Raw genomic sequence first — 19655 nt, 5'->3', positions numbered from 1 at the left:
CACCCGGAGAACCGCCCGATAGGCGTTCCGCACGGTCGAGCAGGCCATATCACCGCCGCCCCGCATTCCCCGATGCATAACTCGTTCGCTCTCGGGTAGCCGCGCGCCCATGGCTCCATCAGACGCACCACCAGATATCAAACGACGGTCGCTGTTCGCGGGGGTGGCGGCGCTCGGCACGCTCGGTACGGTCGGCTCGCTCGGCACCGGGTGCAGCCGGGTGTCCGCCGCCTCCGGTGTCAAGGGCGGTGACCTGCTCGACCGCCTCCGGGCGCAGGGCGTCGTGCGGCTCGGGATCGCCGGTGAGATCCCGCAGGGATTCATCGACAAGGACGGCGAACTGACGGGCGAGGCACCCGAATTGGCGAGGGTCGTCTTCAAACGGCTGGGGGTGGACCGGGTCCAGCCCGTGCCCACCGAGTTCGGATCACTCATTCCCGGGCTGAATTCCCAGCAGTTCGACGTCGTGGCCGCCGGGATGTACGTCAATCCGGAACGCTGCGAACAGGTGATCTTCGCCGATCCCGACTATCAGATGCTCGATTCCTTCATTGTCCGCAAGGGAAATCCCAAGAATCTTCACACTTACCGGGATGTCGTCGAGAAGAAGGCAAGACTCGCGACCGGAACCGGATATGCCGAGATCCAGTACGCGGTCGAGGCCGGCTACCGGGAGAGCGACCTTCTGATCGTGCCCGACCAGGTGGCCGGACTGAACGCCGTCGAGGCCGGCCGGGTCGACGCCTTCGCCGGTACGGCGGTCACCACGCGGCTGGTGGTGAGGAAGTCCGGCAAGGCGGAGGCCACCAAGGCGTTCGCCCCGCTCGTCGACGGCAAGCCGCATGTGGACGGGGGCGCCTTCGCGTTCCGGCCGACCGAGACGAGGCTCCGGGACGCCTTCAACGTCGAGCTGCACCGGATGAAGAAGAGCGGCGAGGTGTTCCGCATCCTGCGGCCGTTCGGCTTCACCCGGGCCGAGATGACCGACCTGACCGCGAAGGAGCTGTGCGGCGGATGACCTCGGGACTCTGGGAAATCGTCCTCAGGGGAGTCTGGGTCACCGTCCAACTCCTCGTGTTCAGCGCGCTGTTGGGTGCCGTCGTCGCCTTCACGGTCGGGATCGCGCGGACCCACCGGCTGCGGTCGGTGCGCTTCCTGGCGGGCTGCTACACCGAGGTGTTCCGGGGAACCTCGGCACTCGTGATGATCTTCTGGGTGTACTTCGTGCTGCCCCCCGCCTTCGGCTGGCAGCTGGTGCCGATGTGGGCGGGCACGCTCGCGCTCGGGCTGACCTACGGGGCGTACGGCACGGAGATCGTGCGCGGCGCGCTGAACGCCGTGAACCCGGCGCAGCGCGAGGGCGGTATCGCGCTCGGGTTCACGCCCTGGCAGCGGATGCGGCTGATCCTGCTGCCGCAGGCGGTGCCGGAGATGATCCCCTCCTTCAGCAACCTGCTGATCGAGCTGCTCAAGGGCACGGCTCTGGTCTCCGTCATGGGCATGGGTGATCTGGCCTTCAGCGGCAACCTGGTGCGGCTCGCACTGCAACAGAGCGCGGAGATCTACTCGTACATCCTGGTGATCTACTTCGTGATCGCCTTCCTCCTCACCCGGCTGATGCGCGGGCTGGAGAAGCGGCTGAAGGAGCAGTTGGCCGGGCGACCGGCGGGAGGTGCCGCATGACGTGGGACTGGGGCGCCGTACGCGATTTCCTGCCGCACCTGTGGGACGGGCTGCTCGTCGCCCTCCGGGCGCTGGCCCTGGGGTCGCTGATCTCGTTCACGCTGGGCCTGGTCTGGGCGCTGCTGATGCGGACGCCGACTCTCTGGGTGCGCCGGCCGGTGGGGGTGGTCACGGAGTTCGTGCGGGACACCCCGCTGCTCGTGCAGCTGTTCTTCCTCTTCTACGTGCTCCCCGAGTGGGGCATCGCCGCCTCGGCGCTGACCACCGGTGTCGTCGCGATCGGGCTGCACTACTCGACGTACACGATGCAGGTCTACCGCGCCGGTATCGAGGCCGTGCCGCCGGGCCAGTGGGAGGCGGCCACCGCGCTCAGCCTGCCCGTGCGGCGGACCTGGACTGCGGTGATCCTGCCGCAGGCGCTGCGCCGGGTCGTACCGGCGCTCGGCAACTACGTGATCGCGATGCTCAAGGACACGCCGTTGCTGATGACGATCACCGTGCTGGAGATGCTCGGCGAGGCGCGGCTCTTCTCCCAGGAGCACTTCCGGTTCACCGAGCCGCTGACCGTGATCGGCGTCGCCTTCGTCCTCATCTCCCTTCCCGCCTCCCTCCTCGTACGAGCTCTGGAGCGACGTCTTGCAGGTTGACACCCTCACCCAGTCCCCTTCCGAGCTGGTTCGGCTCGATCAGGTCACCAAGCGGTTCGGTGAGCAGACCGTGCTCGACCGGCTGAGTCTCTCCGTCGAGGCGGGGCGGCACGTGACCCTGATCGGCCCCTCCGGGTCCGGCAAGACGACGATCCTGCGACTGCTGATGACCCTGGCCAAGCCCGACGAGGGCACGATCACCGTCGACGGGGAGGCACTGTTCCCGGCGCCCGAGAAGCGGGTCCGCGAGGTGCGGAAGAAGATCGGGATGGTGTTCCAGCACTTCAACCTCTTCCCGAACATGAGCGTGCTGCGCAACATCACCGAGGCGCCCGTCACCGTCCTCGGCCTGCCGAAGGAAGAGGCGGAGGCGCGCGGCCGTGAGCTGCTGGAGCTGGTGGGCCTCGCGGACAAGTGCGACGAGCGTCCGTGCCGGCTGTCGGGCGGGCAGCAGCAACGGGTGGCGATCGCGCGGGCGCTGGCCATGCGCCCGCAGATCCTGCTGCTCGACGAGGTGACCTCGGCGCTCGACCCCGAGCTGGTCGCGGGCGTCCTCGACGTGCTGCGGGACATCGCCCGCAGCACCGACATCACGATGCTCTGCGTGACCCACGAGATGGGGTTCGCCCGGGACATCTCCGACCAAGTGCTGATGTTCGATTCTGGCCATGTGATCGAGTCCGGTCCGCCGGAGCAGATCTTCGGCGATCCGGAGCAGGACAGAACGCGCGAATTCCTCGGCACGGTGCTCTGACCGTGCCGGAGAGCACGGCATGGCGACTTTCTTCATGCCAATGACATATGCCAGATGAACAATACCCCTGCTGAGAGACCGGAACCCGGACGACAATCTCGTCAACGCCCCCTCCACACAGACCCCTTGGCGGTTATCGTGGAGGGGATTGGCTGTCCGGATCACGGCTAAAAGCAAGCCAGGGGGAACACCGTGGCTCTCAAGCACGAGCCGACCGCGCCGCACCACTCGACCCAGGACGCCCTGCGCGTCCTGGAGACGGTGGCACGGCACTCCGCCGGTGTCACCGACGCCGAAATCGCCCGCCAGACCCACCTCGGCACGGACCTGCTCACCCCGCTCCTGCGCATGCTGCGCCGCGAGGGGTACGTCGAACAGGCCGCCGACGGTTCGTACGTCACCGGCACCGCCCTCAGCCGCCTCGGCGCGGCGCACGGCCATGACCAGGCCCTGCGCGCCCAGCTCCAGCACACCCTCGACCGGCTGCGCGACTCGGTGGGCGCGGCCATCTACATGAGCCGTTACGTCGACGGCGAGATCCATGTCACCCAGTGCGCGGACAGCGCGGCGACGCCCGCGGTCAACGAGTGGGTCGACTTCCGCTCGGCCGCGCACGCCAGCGCGATCGGCAAGAGCCTGCTGGGCCAGCTCGACCACAACAGCCGCCGCGACCATCTCGCCCGCCACAAGCTGGCCCGCCTCACCTCGCACACGATCACCAACGAGCGACTCCTGCTCTCCCACCTGGAGACCCAGCCGCCCACGGTGCCGGTCCTGGACCTCCAGGAGTACGCGGTCGGCACGGTCTGCGCGGCGGTCCCGATCACGGCCGGATCCACGGTCGGCTGCCTCGCCCTCTCCCTCCCGCTCCGCCACGCCCACCGCCTGCGCCAGGCGGCCGACCGGCTGAACCGGAGTGCGGGACCGGTGCTGCTGTCGCTGGCCATCTAGCCGTCGCGCCGCCTGCTGCCACCTGGTCCGGAGCACTCTCCCGGACCAGGTAGTATTTTTCCTGTCGCCAGCCGCGAGAGCGGTCGGCGGGAGTCATGCGCCGCTAGCTCAGTTGGTTAGAGCAGCTGACTCTTAATCAGCGGGTCCGGGGTTCGAGTCCCTGGCGGCGCACACAGGAAAGGGCCTCTCGCAGCTGCGAGAGGCCCTTTCGCTATCTGCTCAGCAGCTCCTCGCGCCCCCGCTCCCGGTACCACTCCAGCAGGCCCGCCACATCGTCGCCGGTCAGCCTGCGGTACGTCTCCTCACCCGGCGGGCGCCACCACACCGGGTCCGGGCAGCGGAAGCCCTCGCGTCTGAGCCCCGCCCGGTGGATCTTGTTGGTCGCGGTGACCGGCATCCGCCGCACGACCCGTACGAACCGGGGCGGCATCTTCGTCCCCAGGTCGGGCTGCGCGGCCAGGAAGGCGGAGAAGGCGGCGGGGTCGAAGGTGCCGGCCAGGGTCGCCATGACCTGGTCTCCGGCCACCGGGTCCGGCACCGCGTAGACGGCGACGGCCACCGCGCCCTCGTACCGGGCGAGGATGTTCTCGATCGTCGCGGCGGCCAGGTTCTCGCTGTCGACGCGCAGCCGGTCGTCGGCGCGGCCCGCGAAGTACAGGAAGCCGTCCGGGTCCCGGTAGAAGAGGTCGCCCGTCCAGTACCAGCCGTCGTGGCGGCGGGCCGCCTCGGCCTCCGGGTTGCGCCAGTAGCCCTCGAAGGGGTTGGGGCCCCGGTTGACCAACTCCCCTATCGCAGCCGTCCCGTTGAGGAGGCGCCCCGAGGCGTCCAGGACGGCAGGCGGGCACTCGGTCCGTGTCTCCGGGTCGACCACCGCGAGGTCGTCGGCCGGGGCCGCCCGGCCGACGGCACCGGCCGGTGTCCCGGGCGTCCACCGCACCGCCGCCCCGCCCTCCGAGGACCCGTATCCCTCCACCAGCCGTACCCCGAACCGGCGCTGGAAGGCCGCCGCGTCCACCGCCCCCGCCTCCGTGCCGAAGCCCAGCCGCAGGGGGTTGTCCCGGTCGTCGGGCCGGGCGGGCGTCGCCAGCAGGTACTGGACGGCCCGGCCGACGTACGTGAAGTAGGTCGCCCCGTAGCGGCGTACGTCCGTGAGGAAGCCGGAGGCCGAGAAGCGGCGGCGCAGCGCGACCCCGGCGCCCGCCGCCAGGGCCGGGGCCCAGTCGGCGATCACCGCGTTGCCGTGGAACATCGGCATGCAGACGTAGTGCACGTCGTCGGGGCGGACGGCGAAGGTTCCGGCCAGTGTCCGCCCGGCGGCGGCGAGTCTGCCCTGGGTGCAGATCGCGGCCTTGGGGGCGCCGGTCGAGCCCGAGGTGAAGTAGAGGAGGAGACGGTCGGCGGGGTCGGCGCGCGCGGTGTCCGGTTCGGCGTCGGCGTACGGGGCCAGGAGGTCCGCGTACTCCGGGGTGTCGGTCAACAGAAGGCGTAAGCCGGGGAGTTCGAGGTCGGCGAGGAGTGGGAGGTGGGTGCGCGCGGTGATCAGGACCGGGCACTCGGTGTGCAGGATGTCGCGGGCCAGTTCGGGACCCCGGCGGGTGGGGTTGATCCCCGCGACGGCGGCACCGGCGAGGGCCGCCGCGCTCAACCACAGGACGTATTCAGGGGTGTTGTCGAGCAGGACGCCCACGTGCGGCTCGGCGGCCGGCGGCAGCAGGTCGGCCAGCAGCGCCGCTCTGGCCGCCGCGCCCGCGGCCACCTCGTGATGCGTGAGCGTCCGGTCCTCGCACCACAGACCCGGCCGGTGGTCGCCCCACCGCGCCGCCACGAGTTCCGCGACCGTGCTCCTGCCGGGCCCGTCGGGCTCCTTGAACTCCATGGACGGGCACGGTAATTGACATACCGTCAGATGTGGAGACTCACGGCGAGTCGGTGCTCACGTCCCAGCCCTCGGGGAACCCGTCGCCCGTGCCGGAGTCGGTGCTGCTGTAGCCGCTGTCGTCACCGAAGAACAGGTCGCCGAACGGTTCGAAGATCTGGCTGTACGTCACCATGAAGCCGACGCAGAACACCACCATCACCCCGAGGAACCCGAGGATGCCCGCCAGGGCCAGCCCGTGCCGGACCGGGCTCGGGCGGTGCGCCGTGGCATTGATCCGCTCGCCCTCACTGTAGAAGACGGTGACGTAGTCGCCCTCGATGACCGTGCCCGGGCCGTGCGGCTCGTCGAAGCGGACGGTGCGGCCGTCGCGCGCGACGAACTCGTACACGTGGTGCAGCGTCGTGTGCACGGAGGAGTCGCCGGAGCCACCGCTCGTGGTCGTGTAGGTCCGGAGGCAGCGCGCCTCGGCAGTCAGGCCGCTGTTCCAGGCGCGGCGCATCCGCAGCACCCGGCGGATCACGAACGTCGCCATCAGGACGGTCATCACGATGATGAGCGTCGGCACCCCGTAGAACATCAAGTCCATGGCCGTTCCCCCGGTCTCTCTTTCGGTACGGCTCCCCGTACGCCGCCTCACCTGGTCCTGGGGGCGTACGGGGAACGTACCCGTGGGGGGTCGCGGATTTACTCAAGGAATGCTCAGAACCTGACGTCCGAGCAGGCGTAGAACGCGTTGGCCGTGTCCGCGATCGTCCACACCGCGACGATCACATGCCGGCCGCTGAGCCCGGACGGCAGTGTGCCCGTGTGCGAGAGCGTGGCCGGCGGACGCTGGGCGTTGTAGGGGACGGTGAGGAACGGGGTGAGGTTGAGGTCCGAACGGGCGAGGGCGTGGTTCTGGTTCCAGCCGGACTTCGTGACGTAGTACTTGAAGTCGGTCGTGGCGTGCATGGCGGTGAACTGCCAGCGGAAGGTGTAGCTCTGACCGCCCGTCACCGCGGTCGCCGGCCAGGTGCCGCCGGACGGGGTCTTCGGCTGGTCGAGCGCGCCGAAGTTGCCGTGGTTCGCCGAACAGATCTGGCCGTCGGCCGGTCCGGCGGCGGGGAAGCCCTTGGGGCCCTCGACACTCTGCGGCTCCCACTGGATGTCGCCGCAGCCCGTCACGGTGCCGTTCTGGCAGAGCTTCTGCCTGCTGATGGGGAGGTCGGTGTAGCCGTGGCCGCTGGCGCCTCCGGCCGTGAGGACGAGGGCGCCGGTGGTGGCCAGGCCCACTGCGGACGCGTACCACCTGGTCTTTTTGCGCATGCTGCCGCTCCTGCTGAACGTGGGGGAGGTTCAAGTGAGACGTGCAGGTCTAGACCAAGTCCCAGATTATTACCGACCCTTGAGCATGTCCAGACCAATCGCAGTCCCGCTCCCCCACCCTCACGCCCCGGACTCGCTCCGCCCCGCGCAGAACGCGACCGTCAGGTCCTTCACCAGCACCTTGCGTTCGTAGTCGTCCAGTTCGACCAGACCGCGCAGGGTCAGCCGGGTCACCGTGTCCTCCACCGAGTCGACGACCGAGGTGAGCGTGGCCGCCCGGTGCTGGGCGTCCAGAGCGGCGATACGGCGGCGGGTCATCGCGGCGGCCACCTCGGGGGCGTACTCGACCCGGACCGGCAGCACCGAGAACACCTCCAGGCCGACCGGGGCCGTGTCCGCCGCGACCGCCCGGGTCAGCGCCTCCCCGGCCGCCTCCATCGCCCGCTTTCCCGCGCCCGGCATCTCCACCGGCACCCGGACGAGCGCCGCCTCGACACACTCGCGCAGGTAGGTCTCGTGGTCCTCGACGCCGAGCGTGGCCCGCGCGGTGTCCCGCACCCGCCACACCACGAGGACGACGACCCGCAGCGCGACCCCGTTCGCGTCGGCCGCCGGCATCGGCTCGCCGCGCCAGTGCCGCAGCCGCACGTCGACCCGGGCGCGCAGGAGGAGCGGGTTGACCCACAGCAGCCCGGTGCGCCGGACCGTCCCCCGGTAGCGGCCGAACAGGCCGAGCACCCAGGCCCGCCCGGTCCGCCCCCGGGCCAGCCCGCCGAACCCGAACAGCCCGAGGGCGCCGGCACCGGCGTACGCCGCCCACTGGGCCGGACCGAGACCGGCACCCGCGTACGCCGTCGGCAGCCGCAGCGCCTCCACCGCGAGGGGTGGCAGCGCGCCCGCCCACCAGGAGGTCAGCACGCCTCCGGCCAGCCCGGTGGCGCCGGCGAGCACGCCCACCGCGCCGGGCAGCACCCGGGCCGGGCGCTCCACCAGGTCGGGGTCGACCGTCACAACCGCCGGTCGCGGTGCGGCCGGCGCGGGCCTGCGGATGCGCGGCTGCTCACCCGTACCCTGCCTGCGGCCCACGACGGCGGGCCGCAGCGGCACCGGCGCCGGATCGGGTTCGTCGCGGAACAACAGGTGGACGGGGATCTCGGTGGTCGCCTCGTTCTGGATGAGCCGGGCGGGCCGGGGGCCGCCGTCCGGGGGCCCCTCGGGCTCGGGTGCGTGTTCGGTCGTCGTACTCATTTGTGCCTCCAGCCTCCGCGCCAGATGCGTTCATGTCTGGGTGTGCTGCCGCGTCGCAACAGTGGTTACCGGCCAACCGGCCCGTGCCGGGCACCCGCCGGGGCTTGCGTCACCTGGAGAAGAGGCGGCGCCAGGTCTCCGGGCCCGGGTAGCCGTCGGCCGCGCCGCCCCGCCAGCCCTGGGCACGCTGGAAGGCCTGCACCGCTCGGCGGTCCGCCTCGTTCCAGCGCGGGTCGGGCCGGGTCGTGTAGTACCGCCCGAACCCCTTCTTCACCAGCTGCTTTCCGAGCTGGGTGATGTACGGGCTGCTGGAGCCCGGCCGGAACAGGCCCCGTCCGGGGAACTCGGGGACCGCTTTGCCGGCGGAGGGCGGACCGGCCGCGCCGGGGACCGTGCCGGGCGCGGTTCCCGGGACCGTGCCAGGAGCCGTGCCGGGGTCGGTCCCGGTCGGCGGCCCTCCCGGCCCGTCCCCGTTCCCGTCCCCGATGTCACTGCCCGTCCCGCTGACCAGCAGCGCCCAGGTGCGCGGTCCCGGCAGCCCGTCCGCCGCCGTGCCCTGCCAGCCCTGGGCCAGCTGGAACGCCCGGGTCGCCCTGCGGTCCGCGTCCGACCAGCGCGGGCCGGGGCCCGAGGTGTAGTAGCGGGCGCCGCCGCGCTCCACGAGCATCCGGCCGAGCTGGGTTACGTACTTGTTGCTGGCGCCGGGACCGAAGTACGTCCGCCCCGGGAACCGGGCCGCCGGGTCCGGGGAGGCGCCGGGCGCCGCGCCCCCCGTACCGTCCGGGTCGCCCGTACCGGCGGTACCGCCCGGGTCCGGGGTACCGCCGCCCGGCTCCGAGGTTCCGCCCGTGCTCGCGGTGAGGCCCTTGTAGCGGTAGGCCTGATAGCGGTCCGAGTGGCTCCAGTAGGAGAGCGGGGTGGCCTGTCTGCGGGCGTGCGGGCGGGTCTCCTCGTAGGCGATGTAATAGGTGTGCGTGTAGTCCGTCCAGCCGCCGAAAATGACGACGTGCGAGCCCTTCTCCGGGTCCGAGGGATTGTGGAACAGAAGAATGTCGCCGGGTTGCAGATCCTCCTTGGGAATGCGTACGCCGTACTTGTCGAGGCTGCCCGTCCATTCGTTCCCGGCGAGGTTCCAGGCCATGGAGACGAAACCCGAGCAGTCCTGCCGGTAACCGTCCCCCCAATAGGTGCTCATGCTGTACGGCACCCGCGCGGCGACCCAGGTCCTGGCCCGGTTGATGATCTCCGCCCGAGTGGTCGTCCGGAGCTTGTCCAGCGCCGGTTTCCCGGCCGGGCCGTGCAGCGGAGCCTTGCCGCCCTGCGGGGTGTCGGGCTCGTCACCTGCGGGTACGCCCGGACGGTGGGGGGCCTGCGGGGCGGCGGCGGCCGGCAGGGCATGCCCGGCACCGAGCACCGTGGAGGCCGCCGCCGCGACGACGAGGGTCCGCCGGACCGCCGTACGGGCCGGTCCCGGGCCTGTTCCCGACACCGGTCCGGAATACGGTGCGGCCCTTCGCCGGTGAACACATCCGGGGCATTCGCAGTCGCTCGCGGGATCGAATTCCTCGAATACCGGAGTCGCCATACGATTCCCCTCACGTCCCAGGCGATGACTTGCACGCTTCTGCACCCTCGCAGTTTCTCAACTGTCACCCGCTGTCGCATGTTGACGGTCCGAATGATGTACAGCCGGCGTCCGGCCGGGCGCGAACCGAGGGCGGTCCGGACCACTCGTCGGGGTCGGGTAGAGTTGTCCGCGTCACCGCGCGCCGCTAGCTCAGTTGGTTAGAGCAGCTGACTCTTAATCAGCGGGTCCGGGGTTCGAGTCCCTGGCGGCGCACAGACACACGGCAGGCCCTCCGCTGAGGCGGGGGGCCTGTTCGCGTACACCCTGTAAACACTTCGGAACCATCCGCGCACAAGCGGTCCCAATTGCACCAATCGGGCTCAACAGCCGTCACAATGAGCGCGTATGACCGGTAAACACCGTGTTTCGCATCTTGCGATCATGCTGAACGGCGTAGAACCCTGGGCTGCAACATGCTGCGGACACGCAGCCCTTGGGGGCGGACCGGTTGCGCCGGCGCGGGGATGGGGCCCCGTTCATGAACGGATGTCGAGGGGGGCATCCTGCAACCGGAAGGACACTCTTCCATGTCTATACAGTGTGGATTATGGATGACGTGGGAGCAGTGGTCCATTACTGATGCGCCCGTGACGGCCGAGGGGGGCCGAGCGGACGTGTAAAGAACCGACAAACACGCAGTGACCTGCGTGTGGGGGGATGACTCATGACGTCGACGCCGACGGGCGCCCGGCATAACTTCGACTCATCACAGACGGCCCAGCTCAGGCTGCCGTCCAACCGCACCGGCGGGTTCCGCCGGATCAAGAAGAGCCTGCCCAAGTACGACTACGAGCACTACAGCCGCCTGGCCGGACCCCTCACACAGCCCGACCCGACCAAGCCGTACACGGTCAAGTACCGGTCGCTCCTCTCGCAGGAGCCGCACCGCCTTCGGGCCGCGCTGATGCTGGGTGCCGCGCCGCTGCTCTCCGTCGTCCTGCTCGTCTGGCTGCTCCAGCCCGCGCACTGGACGGAACGCGACTACCCGGCCTTCGACTTCCTGCCGGCACTCGACATAGTGATGCTTGTCTCGATCGGACTGATCGAGCTGTTCCGCTGCCTGAACGTGCTGTCGAACGCGCACGCCACCCTGGTCGCCCGCGACCCGATCCCGGTGGTGCCCGAGACCGGCACGAGAGTGGCCTTCCTCACCTCCTTCGTGCCCGGCAAGGAACCGCTGGAGATGGTGACGAAGACGCTCGAAGCCGCGGTGCGGATCCGGCACCGCGGCCTCATGCACGTCTGGCTGCTGGACGAGGGCGACGACCCGGACGTGAAGGCGGTCTGCGCCCGCCTGGGCGTGCACCACTTCTCCCGCAAGGGCGTCGCGAAGTGGAACCAGCCCAAGGGCCCGCACCGCGCCAAGACCAAGCACGGCAACTACAACGCCTGGCTCGACGCGCACGGCGACGACTACGACTACTTCGCCTCCGTCGACACCGACCACATCCCGCTCCCCAACTACCTGGAGCGGATGCTCGGCTTCTTCCGGGACCCGAACATCGGCTTCGTCATCGGCCCGCAGGTGTACGGGAACTACGACAACTTCGTCACCAAGGCGGCCGAGTCGCAGCAGTTCCTCTTCCACGCGCTGATCCAGCGCGCCGGGAACGCCTACGGCTCGCCGATGTTCGTGGGGACCAGCAACGCCGTACGCATCAGCGCGCTGAAGCAGATCGGCGGGCTGTACGACTCGATCACCGAGGACATGGCGACCGGCTTCGAGATCCACCGCCACAAGAACCCGGCGACGGGCAAGAAGTGGCGCTCGGTCTACACGCCGGACGTACTCGCGGTCGGTGAGGGTCCCAGCGCCTGGACGGACTTCTTCACCCAGCAGATGCGCTGGTCGCGGGGCACGTACGAGACGATCCTCAAGCAGTACTGGAAGGGCTTCTACTCGCTGCCGCCGAGCAAGCTCTTCAACTACACGATGATGATCATCTTCTACCCGATGTCCGCCCTCAACTGGATCCTGGCGGCGCTGAGTTGCGCGCTGTTCCTGGGCCTGGGCGCCTCGGGTGTGAACATCGACCCGACCGTGTGGCTGATGCTCTACGGCAACGCCTCGGCGCTGCAGATCGGCCTGTACATCTGGAACCGGCGGCACAACGTCTCCCCGCACGAGCCGGAGGGCTCCGGCGGTGTGGCGGGCATGGTCATGTCGGCGCTGTCCGCGCCGCTCTACGCGAAGGCCCTGATCGACTCGGCGCTGCGGCGCAAGAGCAAGTTCGTGGTCACGCCCAAGGGCGACTCGGCGAGCCCGGACCGCTGGTTCGGGACGTTCCGCTACCACTGGTACTTCATCCTGATCTTCGGCGGCTCGATCGCGGCCGGCTTCACCTTCGGGCACTCGCACCCCGCGATGATCATCTGGGCGACGTTCGCCACGGCGATCACCGCGACGCCGATGGTCGTCTGGCGGCTCATGCTGCGCCAGGAGAAGAAGAAGCTCGCCGCCGGCCCGGCCGAACCGCAGGATGCCGCGCCGACGCCGCAGCCGTTCGTGCCGGCCCAGCCGACGCCACAGGCGCCACACGCCCCGCACACATCGCACGCCCCACACGCCCCCCACTCCACCCACGCGCCGCAGCACAAGCCCCAGTGGGCCGCATCGGGCGGGACGGGCGGGGGCAGCGTAGGGGGCGAGGGCAACGACCAGACCATGCAGATCGCCCTTGGTGGACTTGGGGGACGTAAGGAATGACAGACCGTGCAGGCCGCCGCCGCGCCCGTCGACTCGCGATAGGCACGGCGGTGGTCCTCGCGTTGGCGGGGATGAACGGGCCGTGGGTGTACCGCTTCAGTACCGAGAAATACCACGACTACAAGATCAACAGACCGGAGTACAAGGCCGAGAACGGCAAGTGGGAGGTGGTGAACTTCCCCAAGGAGTACCGGCAGAACACCATCCACGCCGCCCTGCTGCACACCGGCAAGGTGCTGCTGGTCGCGGGCTCCGGGAACAACGCGGACAACTTCGACGCGAAGAAGTTCGACACCCGGCTCTGGGACCCGGTCAGCGGCACGATCAAGAAGATCCCGACGCCGAAGGACCTGTTCTGCACCGGCCACACGCAGCTCGCCAACGGCAATCTGCTGATCGCGGGCGGTACGAAGCGGTACGAGAAGCTGAAGGGTGACGTCACCAAGGCCGGTGGCCTGATGGTGGTGCACAACGAGAACCCGGACAAGCCGATCACCCTGCCGGCGGGCACCAAGTTCACCGGCAAGGAGAACGGCAAGACGTTCGTGTCGAAGGACCCGGTCGTCGTGGAGCGCGCGACGAAGGTCTTCGACAAGGCGACGGGCGCGTTCCTGCGCAACGACCCGGGGCTCGGCCGGATCTACGTCGAGGCGCAGAAGAAGGGCTCGAAGTACGAGACCGGCACGCAGGACAACTACCGCGTGCAGGGCCTGTCGGGCGTCGACTCCCGCAACACGTACGGCATCGCCGAGAAGCTCGCCCTGGACAAGAAGGACTTCCAGGGCATCCGGGACGCCTTCGAGTTCGACCCGGTCGCCGAGAAGTACATCAAGGTCGACCCGATGAACGAGGCCCGCTGGTACCCCACGCTCACCACCATGTCGGACGGCAAGATCCTCAGCCTCTCGGGACTGGACGAGATCGGCCAGCTGGTGCCGGGCAAGAACGAGGTGTACGACCCGAAGACCAAGAAGTGGACGTACACGACTCACACGCGGCAGTTCCCGACGTACCCGGCGATCTCCCTGATGCAGAACGGCAAGATGTTCTACTCGGGCGCGAACGCGGGCTACGGTCCCGACAACGTCGGCCGTGACCCGGGGGTCTGGGACGTGGCGACCGACAAGTTCACCAAGCTGAAGGGTCTGAGCGACCCCAACATGCTGGAGACCGCCGGCACGGTGCTGCTGCCGCCGGCGCAGGACGAGAAGTACATGGTGATCGGCGGGGGCGGCGTCGGCGAGTCGAAGCTGTCGAGCAAGAAGACCCGCCTGATCGACCTCCTGTCGGACGACCCGAAGTTCACCGACGGCCCGTCCCTGGAGAAGGGCACGCGCTACCCGCAGTACTCGATCCTGCCCGACGACACGGTGATGATCTCGGGCGGCTCGGAGGACTACCGGGGGCGTGGCGACTCCAACATCCTCCAGGCCCGTATGTACGACGCGAAGACCGGCAAGCTGCGGCGGGTCGCCGACCCGCTGGTGGGCCGGAACTACCACTCGGGCTCGATCCTGCTGCCCGACGGCCGTGTCATGTTCTTCGGCTCGGACTCCCTGTACGCGGACAAGGCCGACACCAAGCCGGGCAAGTTCGAACAGCGCATCGAGATCTACACGCCGCCGTACCTGTACCGCGACGCGCAGCCCTCCCTGTCGGGGGGTCCGCAGACGATCGCGCGCGGTGCGTCGGGCACCTTCAAGTCCCAGCACACGTCGACGATTCTGACGGCCCGTCTGATCCGGCCGAGCGCCTCGACCCACGTCACGGACGTCGACCAGCGCTCCATCGCCCTGGACCTGAAGAAGACGAAGGACAGCATCACGGTGACGGTCCCCAAGAACCGGAACCTGGTGGAGTCGGGCTGGTACATGCTCTTCGTCACGGACGACCAGGGCACACCCAGCAAGGCCCAGTGGGTCAAGGTGCCTTGATCAGGCTGTACAAAAGCCGATGGGTGCCCTTCGGAAGAAGGGCACCCATCGGCTTTTCAGGGGCGCGGGGAACTGCGCGACCAGCCACGGACGACCCGCGGCCGACACACCGCAGAACCCCCCACCCCCGTGGTCACTTGCTCGCCTTCGCCAGCTTCAGCGCATAAGAAGCCCACCACTGCCCGGCCTTGGGCCCCCCCTTGCACTCCCCGTCGGACTCCCCGGGCCGCTTCACCCACAGATACGCGTCGACCAGCGGATCAGCCGTCTTGACGGTCGGGGCCTCCCCGAGCGCCCTCCCGGGAGGGTTGCACCAGTTCTCGTCCGCCTCGCCCCCGGTGTAGGGCCCGTTCCCGTTACGGGACGTGTCCACCACGAAGTGCTTTCCGCCCACCTTCGCCGACAGTTCCTTGCCGTACTTGATGGAATCCGCCGTCGAGTAGAAGTTGGACACGTTGACGGAGAACCCGTCCGCCTGCTCGATGCCCGCCCACTTGAGGGGCTCGAAGATCTGGTCGGGATGTGTCCACCCCGCGTTCCCCGCGTCCAGGTACACCTTCGTGTTCTTCAGCGCCGACAACTTGCCGATCGCGCCGTTCAGCAGGTCGTACCGCTCCTCGTGGAACTCGTCCTGGGTGCAGCCGTCCACCAGGTGGAGGATCGCGTCCGGTTCCAGGATCACCGTGGCCGCGCGGTCGCCGATGCCCCTGGCGACGCCGTCGATCCAGGCGCGGTAGGTGTCGCCGTCGGCGGCGCCTCCGCTGGAGTACTGGCCGCAGTCGCGGTGCGGGATGTTGTAGAGGACGAGGAGTGCGGAGCGGTCCGCCTTCTGCGCGGCCTCCGTGAAGCCGCGGGCCTCCGCCTCCGGGTTCTCCGGGCTGATCCACTCGCCGGTCGGCTGCTCGGCGATCTTCCGGATCTGCTCGGCGTCCGTGGTCCTGTCGTCCTTGACGTACGCGGCGACCTGTTCCGCCGCGGTGCCGTCCGGGTTCACCCAGAACGGGTTGGTCCCCTTGGGCTGCTGGGTGATCCTGGCCTCCGCCTCCTTGGCCGACTCGTCGTCGCTCCCCTTGTCGGAGGAGCCGGAACAACCGGTGAGCAGCAGTGCCGCCCCCAGCACCGCCGCGGACGCCCGCCCCCAGGTCGCCCCCTTACTGCCGAACATCGAACTCCCCCTCGGATGCACTGTCCTGGTCCCCCCTGGATGCAGTGTCGTAAGCCTCAATCCTGACATAGGTGGCCGGGCACCCACGAGATCGCCAGTGCCTTGTCGGTTACCTGTTACAGCGCGTTCGGGCGGGGTGGACGAGGGCCGGGCACCCTGAACGCCGGGGCCCGGACCATGGTGCGGGAACGACTCATAGAACTATCTACTACCTGCACGGATAACTCAGAGCCACCGGACCGGGACTTGGCGTCAGTCTCCCTCTAGGCCTGGGCGCTCATCCGTTCTACAGTCGTCTCAGACGGCCCCGGCCCCCGGCCAACAGTTCACCGTCCGTGATCTCAAGGACGGGCACCGAACCTCCCGCGCAGGTCGCCGGGTTACTCCCGCAGCCCGTGCGCCCGCGGTCGAGGACCAGCCCGGTCGGCGGCTCTGGGGGGAGCGGGTCGTCGACCGGGCAGGGTGGGGCCATCGGGACGTACCGCCGGTAAGGGGTCAGACGGCCGCGCCCGTCAGGTACGCCGACACGACCACGTTCGCCGTGTAGGTGCGGGAGGCCCGGTCGAACGTACCGCCGCAGGTGATGAGCCGGAGTTCCGCGCGGCCCGACTGCCTTGTGCCGTACGCCTGTCGGGCGTCGAAGCGGTCGCGGGACAGGACCCGGACGTCGTCGACGGTGAACTCGGCGACCTTGCCGTCGGCCCGGGTGATCCGGATCGTCGCGCCCGGCCGCAGGGTGCTGACCTTGTAGAAGACCGCGGGGCGGCTCTCGGTGTCGACGTGTCCGACGAGGAGCGCGGTACCGGCGGCGCCGGGCCGGGTACCGGAGCCGTACCAGCCCACGACGCCCGCCTGGTCGAAGGGCGGCGGGTCGATCGCGCCGCGCCGGTCGAGGCCGCGGGCCACCACCGGGGCCTGCACACCCAGTTCGGGTATGTCGACGCGCTGCGGCAGGGCGCCGCTCAACGGCTCGTGCGCGGGCGGGAGTCCGGGGTCCGGAGGGCGGCCGACCGCGGCGATGTCGCCGGTGGTCGGCGCGGATACGCCATGGCGCACGTCGGTCATCTCGCGGCCCCACAGCCACAGCCCGAGAAGCAGCAGCGCCCAGGCGACACCCATGGTCAGGCGCCCGGCGCCCGGGGATCGTTCGCGGTCGTCGTCGGACATGCGCCTCAGTCCGTCCCACGGCCCCGGCGGATCCCGCGCACCGCGACGACGACCGCCGCCACACCCGCGAGGACCAGCCCGACCACCGCCTGCCCGGTGCCGGGGCCGGTGCCCCGCGCCTCGTCGGCGGCCAGTTCCTCCGCCGCGCCGCCACCACCGGCGGGCACGGGGGCCACGGGCGAGGCGGCCGAACGGGAGGGCACGGCGCCGGACGGCTTTCCAGCCGCTTCGCCCGCCCCTTCGCCCGCCCTTTCGTCCGTCTCCGCCTCCTTCGCGGCCACGGCGAGCACGCCCCTGACCTTGCCCTCCTGCCCGCCGCAGCCGACCGTGACGTCGTACGTGCCCGGCGAGACCGACGAGCGGACGCGGGACCCGCCGACGAGCGCCCCGTCCTCCCCCTGCGCCGCGAGCAGCACATCGGCGACGAAGGCCTCCGACTTCGCGGTCCCCGTCCTCCCTTCGCAGCCCCGCACGACCAGCCGTACGTCACTGCCGGGGGCCGGGGACTCCGGGGTCACCGAGATGCCCCCGCCGGCGGCGAACACCACGGGTACGGGGAAGAGCGCGGCGGCGACCGCGACACCGGCACAGAGAGTGAGACGTGTGGAACCCATCGTGAACCTCCAGACACCTGGAGACTCCTCCTCCGGGACCGGGTCCGCATCTCCGGAGCGGGTGCGGCTGCTCCGTACGGGTTGCGAAGGGTTTGGAGGCGTACGGAGATCGCTCGGGCGGGGAGGGCTCAGACGCGGTCGACGAGGTCCGCGATGGAGTTGACGATCTTGGACGGGCGGTACGGGAAGTTCTCGACCTGGTCGGGGCCGGTCAGGCCGGTGAGCACCAGGAAGGTCTGCATCCCGGCCTCGATGCCCGCCAGGACGTCGGTGTCCATCCGGTCGCCGATCATCGCGCTGGTCTCGGAGTGGGCGCCGATCGCGTTCAGCCCGGTCCGCATCATCAGGGGGTTGGGCTTGCCCGCGAAGTACGGCTTCCGGCCGGTCGCCTTGGTGATCAGCGCGGCCACGGCGCCGGTCGCGGGCAGCGGGCCCTCGGTGGAGGGGCCGGTCTCGTCCGGGTTGGTGGCGATGAAGCGGGCACCGCCCTCGATCAGGCGTACGGCCTTGGTCATGGCCTCGAAGGAGTAGGTGCGGGTCTCGCCGAGGACCACGTAGTCGGGCTCGTGGTCGGTGAGGATGTACCCGATGTCGTGCAGGGCGGTGGTCAGCCCGGCCTCGCCGATGACGTAGGCGGTTCCGCCGGGGCGCTGGTCGTCGAGGAACTTGGCGGTGGCGAGCGCCGACGTCCAGATGTTGTCGACGGGCACCTCCAGGCCCATGCGGCGCAGGCGGGCGTGCAGGTCGCGTGGGGTGTAGATCGAGTTGTTGGTGAGCACCAGGAAGGGCTTGCCCGACTCGCGCAGCTTCTTGATGAAGGCATCGGCGCCGGGGATCGGCACGCCCTCGTGGATGAGCACACCGTCCATGTCGGTGAGCCACGAGTCGATGGGCTTGCGGTCTGCCATGTCCGGTCTCCTGCTCCTGCACTGCGTTCTGCGTTGCCGTACACGCGTACGAGATGCCGCGTGCGCCCAGCCTGTCACAGCCCGGATCTTGGGGGAATGGCCGGTTTATGTCCGCCCCACCGGCCGGACCCGGGCGAGCAGCATCAATCCGCCGCCGGTCAGCACCAGGGCGAGGGCGATGCCCGCGAGGCGGAGGGCGGTGTCGTGTCCACCGGTGCCGGCGAGCTCGCCGAGGTCGGACGGAAGTCCGTCTCCCGCGTCGGGTACGGGACCGGTCGACACCGGGTCGGCGGACTCGGAGCCGGAGTCGGAAGTGGACGTGGAAGCGGGGGCCACGACGCGGAAGCGGTAGTCGTTGGACTGGCCGACCCAGTCGCCGTCGCCGGCGTGCCGCTGGACCACGGCGGCGTTGGCGACGACGTCGTTGGCCACCGCGCCGGCGCCGATCGCGAGCCGCACCCGCACGGAGACGGTCCGCCCGGGCCCGACGGTGAACCCGGGAAACCCCTCGCCGTCGAACACGCCGATGGTCTCGTCGGCGTCGGTGGCCTCGAACCGCACGGGGTACGGACGGGGGCGGTGCTCGTCGTAGAACTCCAGGCGCGGCTGAGCCGTCGTCAGGGCGCGGCGCTCGTCGACGAGTACGAGGACGGGGTGGATGTCCGTGCAGGTGCGGGCGGTGTTGTTGGTGAGGTCGAGGCGCCAGGTCCGGTGCTCGCCACCGGCTTCGTAGGCGGCGGGCCCGCCGTGGATGCGGGTGGTGAGGGGGAAGGCGCGGTCGGTGGAGGTGGTGGCGCAGCCGGCCGCGCGGGCGGGGGCGGCCAGGGCACCCGGAGCGGTGAGGAGGGCAGCGGTCACGGTCGCGGTGACGGTCGTGGCCATGGTCAGGCAGGTACACAGTCGCATGAACACATGACCATGCCGGGGTGGTGGGGCTGTTGGACGGCACCGCTCCGAGAGGTGCGGGGCTACGCCCCGAACGGGCCCGCGAATGCGCCCGAACGGCGGACGCCGATCAGGGGCGCGGGGCTGTATCGGTCTGCGATGAGCAGGCAGGTGAACGGAC

At 69.9% G+C, this 19655-nt stretch carries 17 protein-coding genes and 2 tRNA genes; 9 read left to right on the top strand and 10 right to left on the bottom strand.

Translation table 11 applies throughout. The features are described from left to right. Window positions 1-109: 109 nt before the first annotated feature. From ehuB to OG595_RS27090, 6 genes are all read left to right on the top strand, one after another. On the top strand, window positions 110-1018 hold the full coding sequence (gene ehuB / locus OG595_RS27115) for an ectoine/hydroxyectoine ABC transporter substrate-binding protein EhuB (protein WP_329276426.1): 909 nt from the start codon (window positions 110-112) through the stop codon (window positions 1016-1018). Beyond that, window positions 1015-1683, top strand: coding sequence for an ectoine/hydroxyectoine ABC transporter permease subunit EhuC (gene ehuC, locus OG595_RS27110; RefSeq protein ID WP_329276424.1), 669 nt, complete (start codon window positions 1015-1017; stop codon window positions 1681-1683). Before ehuB ends, ehuC begins: the two co-directional genes overlap by 4 nt. Next, window positions 1680-2330: an ectoine/hydroxyectoine ABC transporter permease subunit EhuD gene (ehuD, locus tag OG595_RS27105; RefSeq protein ID WP_329276422.1), complete on the top strand. Its 651-nt coding sequence runs from the start codon at window positions 1680-1682 to the stop codon at window positions 2328-2330. Before ehuC ends, ehuD begins: the two co-directional genes overlap by 4 nt. After that, on the top strand, window positions 2320-3084 hold the full coding sequence (gene ehuA / locus OG595_RS27100) for an ectoine/hydroxyectoine ABC transporter ATP-binding protein EhuA (RefSeq protein ID WP_329276420.1): 765 nt from the start codon (window positions 2320-2322) through the stop codon (window positions 3082-3084). The genes ehuD and ehuA overlap by 11 nt, the downstream gene beginning before the upstream one ends. Window positions 3085-3276: 192 nt before the next feature. Next, window positions 3277-4035, top strand: coding sequence for an IclR family transcriptional regulator (locus OG595_RS27095; protein ID WP_329276418.1), 759 nt, complete (start codon window positions 3277-3279; stop codon window positions 4033-4035). 97 nt (window positions 4036-4132) lie between these two features. Then, a tRNA-Lys gene (locus OG595_RS27090) sits at window positions 4133-4206 on the top strand. Between the two features lie 40 nt (window positions 4207-4246). Here OG595_RS27090 and OG595_RS27085 read toward each other — a convergent pair. From OG595_RS27085 to OG595_RS27065, 5 genes are all read right to left on the bottom strand, one after another. Beyond that, the gene (locus OG595_RS27085) at window positions 4247-5911 is read right to left on the bottom strand and encodes an AMP-binding protein (protein ID WP_329276416.1); all 1665 of its coding nucleotides are present in this window, start codon (window positions 5909-5911) and stop codon (window positions 4247-4249) included. 40 nt (window positions 5912-5951) lie between these two features. Further along, a complete protein-coding gene (locus tag OG595_RS27080) occupies window positions 5952-6500 on the bottom strand; it encodes a DUF3592 domain-containing protein (protein ID WP_329276414.1) in 549 nt (182 codons plus the stop codon). A 113-nt stretch (window positions 6501-6613) separates the two neighbouring features. Then, window positions 6614-7219 (bottom strand): lytic polysaccharide monooxygenase auxiliary activity family 9 protein, encoded by a 606-nt coding sequence (locus tag OG595_RS27075; protein ID WP_329276413.1) that lies wholly within the window; start codon window positions 7217-7219, stop codon window positions 6614-6616. A gap of 120 nt (window positions 7220-7339) precedes the next feature. Then, on the bottom strand, window positions 7340-8467 hold the full coding sequence (locus OG595_RS27070; RefSeq protein ID WP_329276412.1) for an SPFH domain-containing protein: 1128 nt from the start codon (window positions 8465-8467) through the stop codon (window positions 7340-7342). Between the two features lie 109 nt (window positions 8468-8576). Beyond that, window positions 8577-10052, bottom strand: a complete 1476-nt coding sequence (locus tag OG595_RS27065) for a peptidoglycan-binding protein (RefSeq protein WP_329276411.1) — start codon at window positions 10050-10052, stop codon at window positions 8577-8579. 181 nt (window positions 10053-10233) lie between these two features. Here OG595_RS27065 and OG595_RS27060 point away from each other — a divergent pair. From OG595_RS27060 to OG595_RS27050, 3 genes are all read left to right on the top strand, one after another. Beyond that, window positions 10234-10307 (top strand) — tRNA-Lys (locus OG595_RS27060). A 451-nt stretch (window positions 10308-10758) separates the two neighbouring features. Beyond that, window positions 10759-12801 (top strand): glycosyltransferase family 2 protein, encoded by a 2043-nt coding sequence (locus tag OG595_RS27055; RefSeq protein WP_329276409.1) that lies wholly within the window; start codon window positions 10759-10761, stop codon window positions 12799-12801. Next, on the top strand, window positions 12798-14735 hold the full coding sequence (locus tag OG595_RS27050) for a kelch motif-containing protein (RefSeq protein ID WP_329276407.1): 1938 nt from the start codon (window positions 12798-12800) through the stop codon (window positions 14733-14735). The genes OG595_RS27055 and OG595_RS27050 overlap by 4 nt, the downstream gene beginning before the upstream one ends. A 133-nt stretch (window positions 14736-14868) precedes the next feature. On the opposite strand, the gene OG595_RS27045 is transcribed toward OG595_RS27050, so the two are convergent. The 5 genes from OG595_RS27045 to OG595_RS27025 form a co-directional block, all read right to left on the bottom strand. After that, entirely contained in the window at window positions 14869-15900 is a 1032-nt protein-coding gene (locus tag OG595_RS27045) for a glycoside hydrolase family 6 protein (RefSeq protein ID WP_329276405.1), read from the bottom strand. A gap of 495 nt (window positions 15901-16395) precedes the next feature. Further along, window positions 16396-17067 (bottom strand): class F sortase, encoded by a 672-nt coding sequence (locus OG595_RS27040; protein WP_329276403.1) that lies wholly within the window; start codon window positions 17065-17067, stop codon window positions 16396-16398. A gap of 5 nt (window positions 17068-17072) precedes the next feature. Further along, window positions 17073-17681: a hypothetical protein gene (locus OG595_RS27035; RefSeq protein ID WP_329276400.1), complete on the bottom strand. Its 609-nt coding sequence runs from the start codon at window positions 17679-17681 to the stop codon at window positions 17073-17075. A gap of 128 nt (window positions 17682-17809) precedes the next feature. Next, a complete protein-coding gene (locus OG595_RS27030) occupies window positions 17810-18589 on the bottom strand; it encodes an HAD-IIA family hydrolase (RefSeq protein ID WP_327695163.1) in 780 nt (259 codons plus the stop codon). A 105-nt stretch (window positions 18590-18694) separates the two neighbouring features. Next, window positions 18695-19471, bottom strand: coding sequence for a hypothetical protein (locus OG595_RS27025; protein WP_329276397.1), 777 nt, complete (start codon window positions 19469-19471; stop codon window positions 18695-18697). Window positions 19472-19655 lie beyond the last annotated feature (184 nt).

Origin of the sequence: Streptomyces sp. NBC_01451, from assembly GCF_036227485.1 — a bacterium.
Lineage (GTDB): Bacteria > Actinomycetota > Actinomycetes > Streptomycetales > Streptomycetaceae > Streptomyces.
Note: the sequence above shows the minus strand (reverse complement) of the source record. Positions and strands in the feature narration are given on the sequence as shown.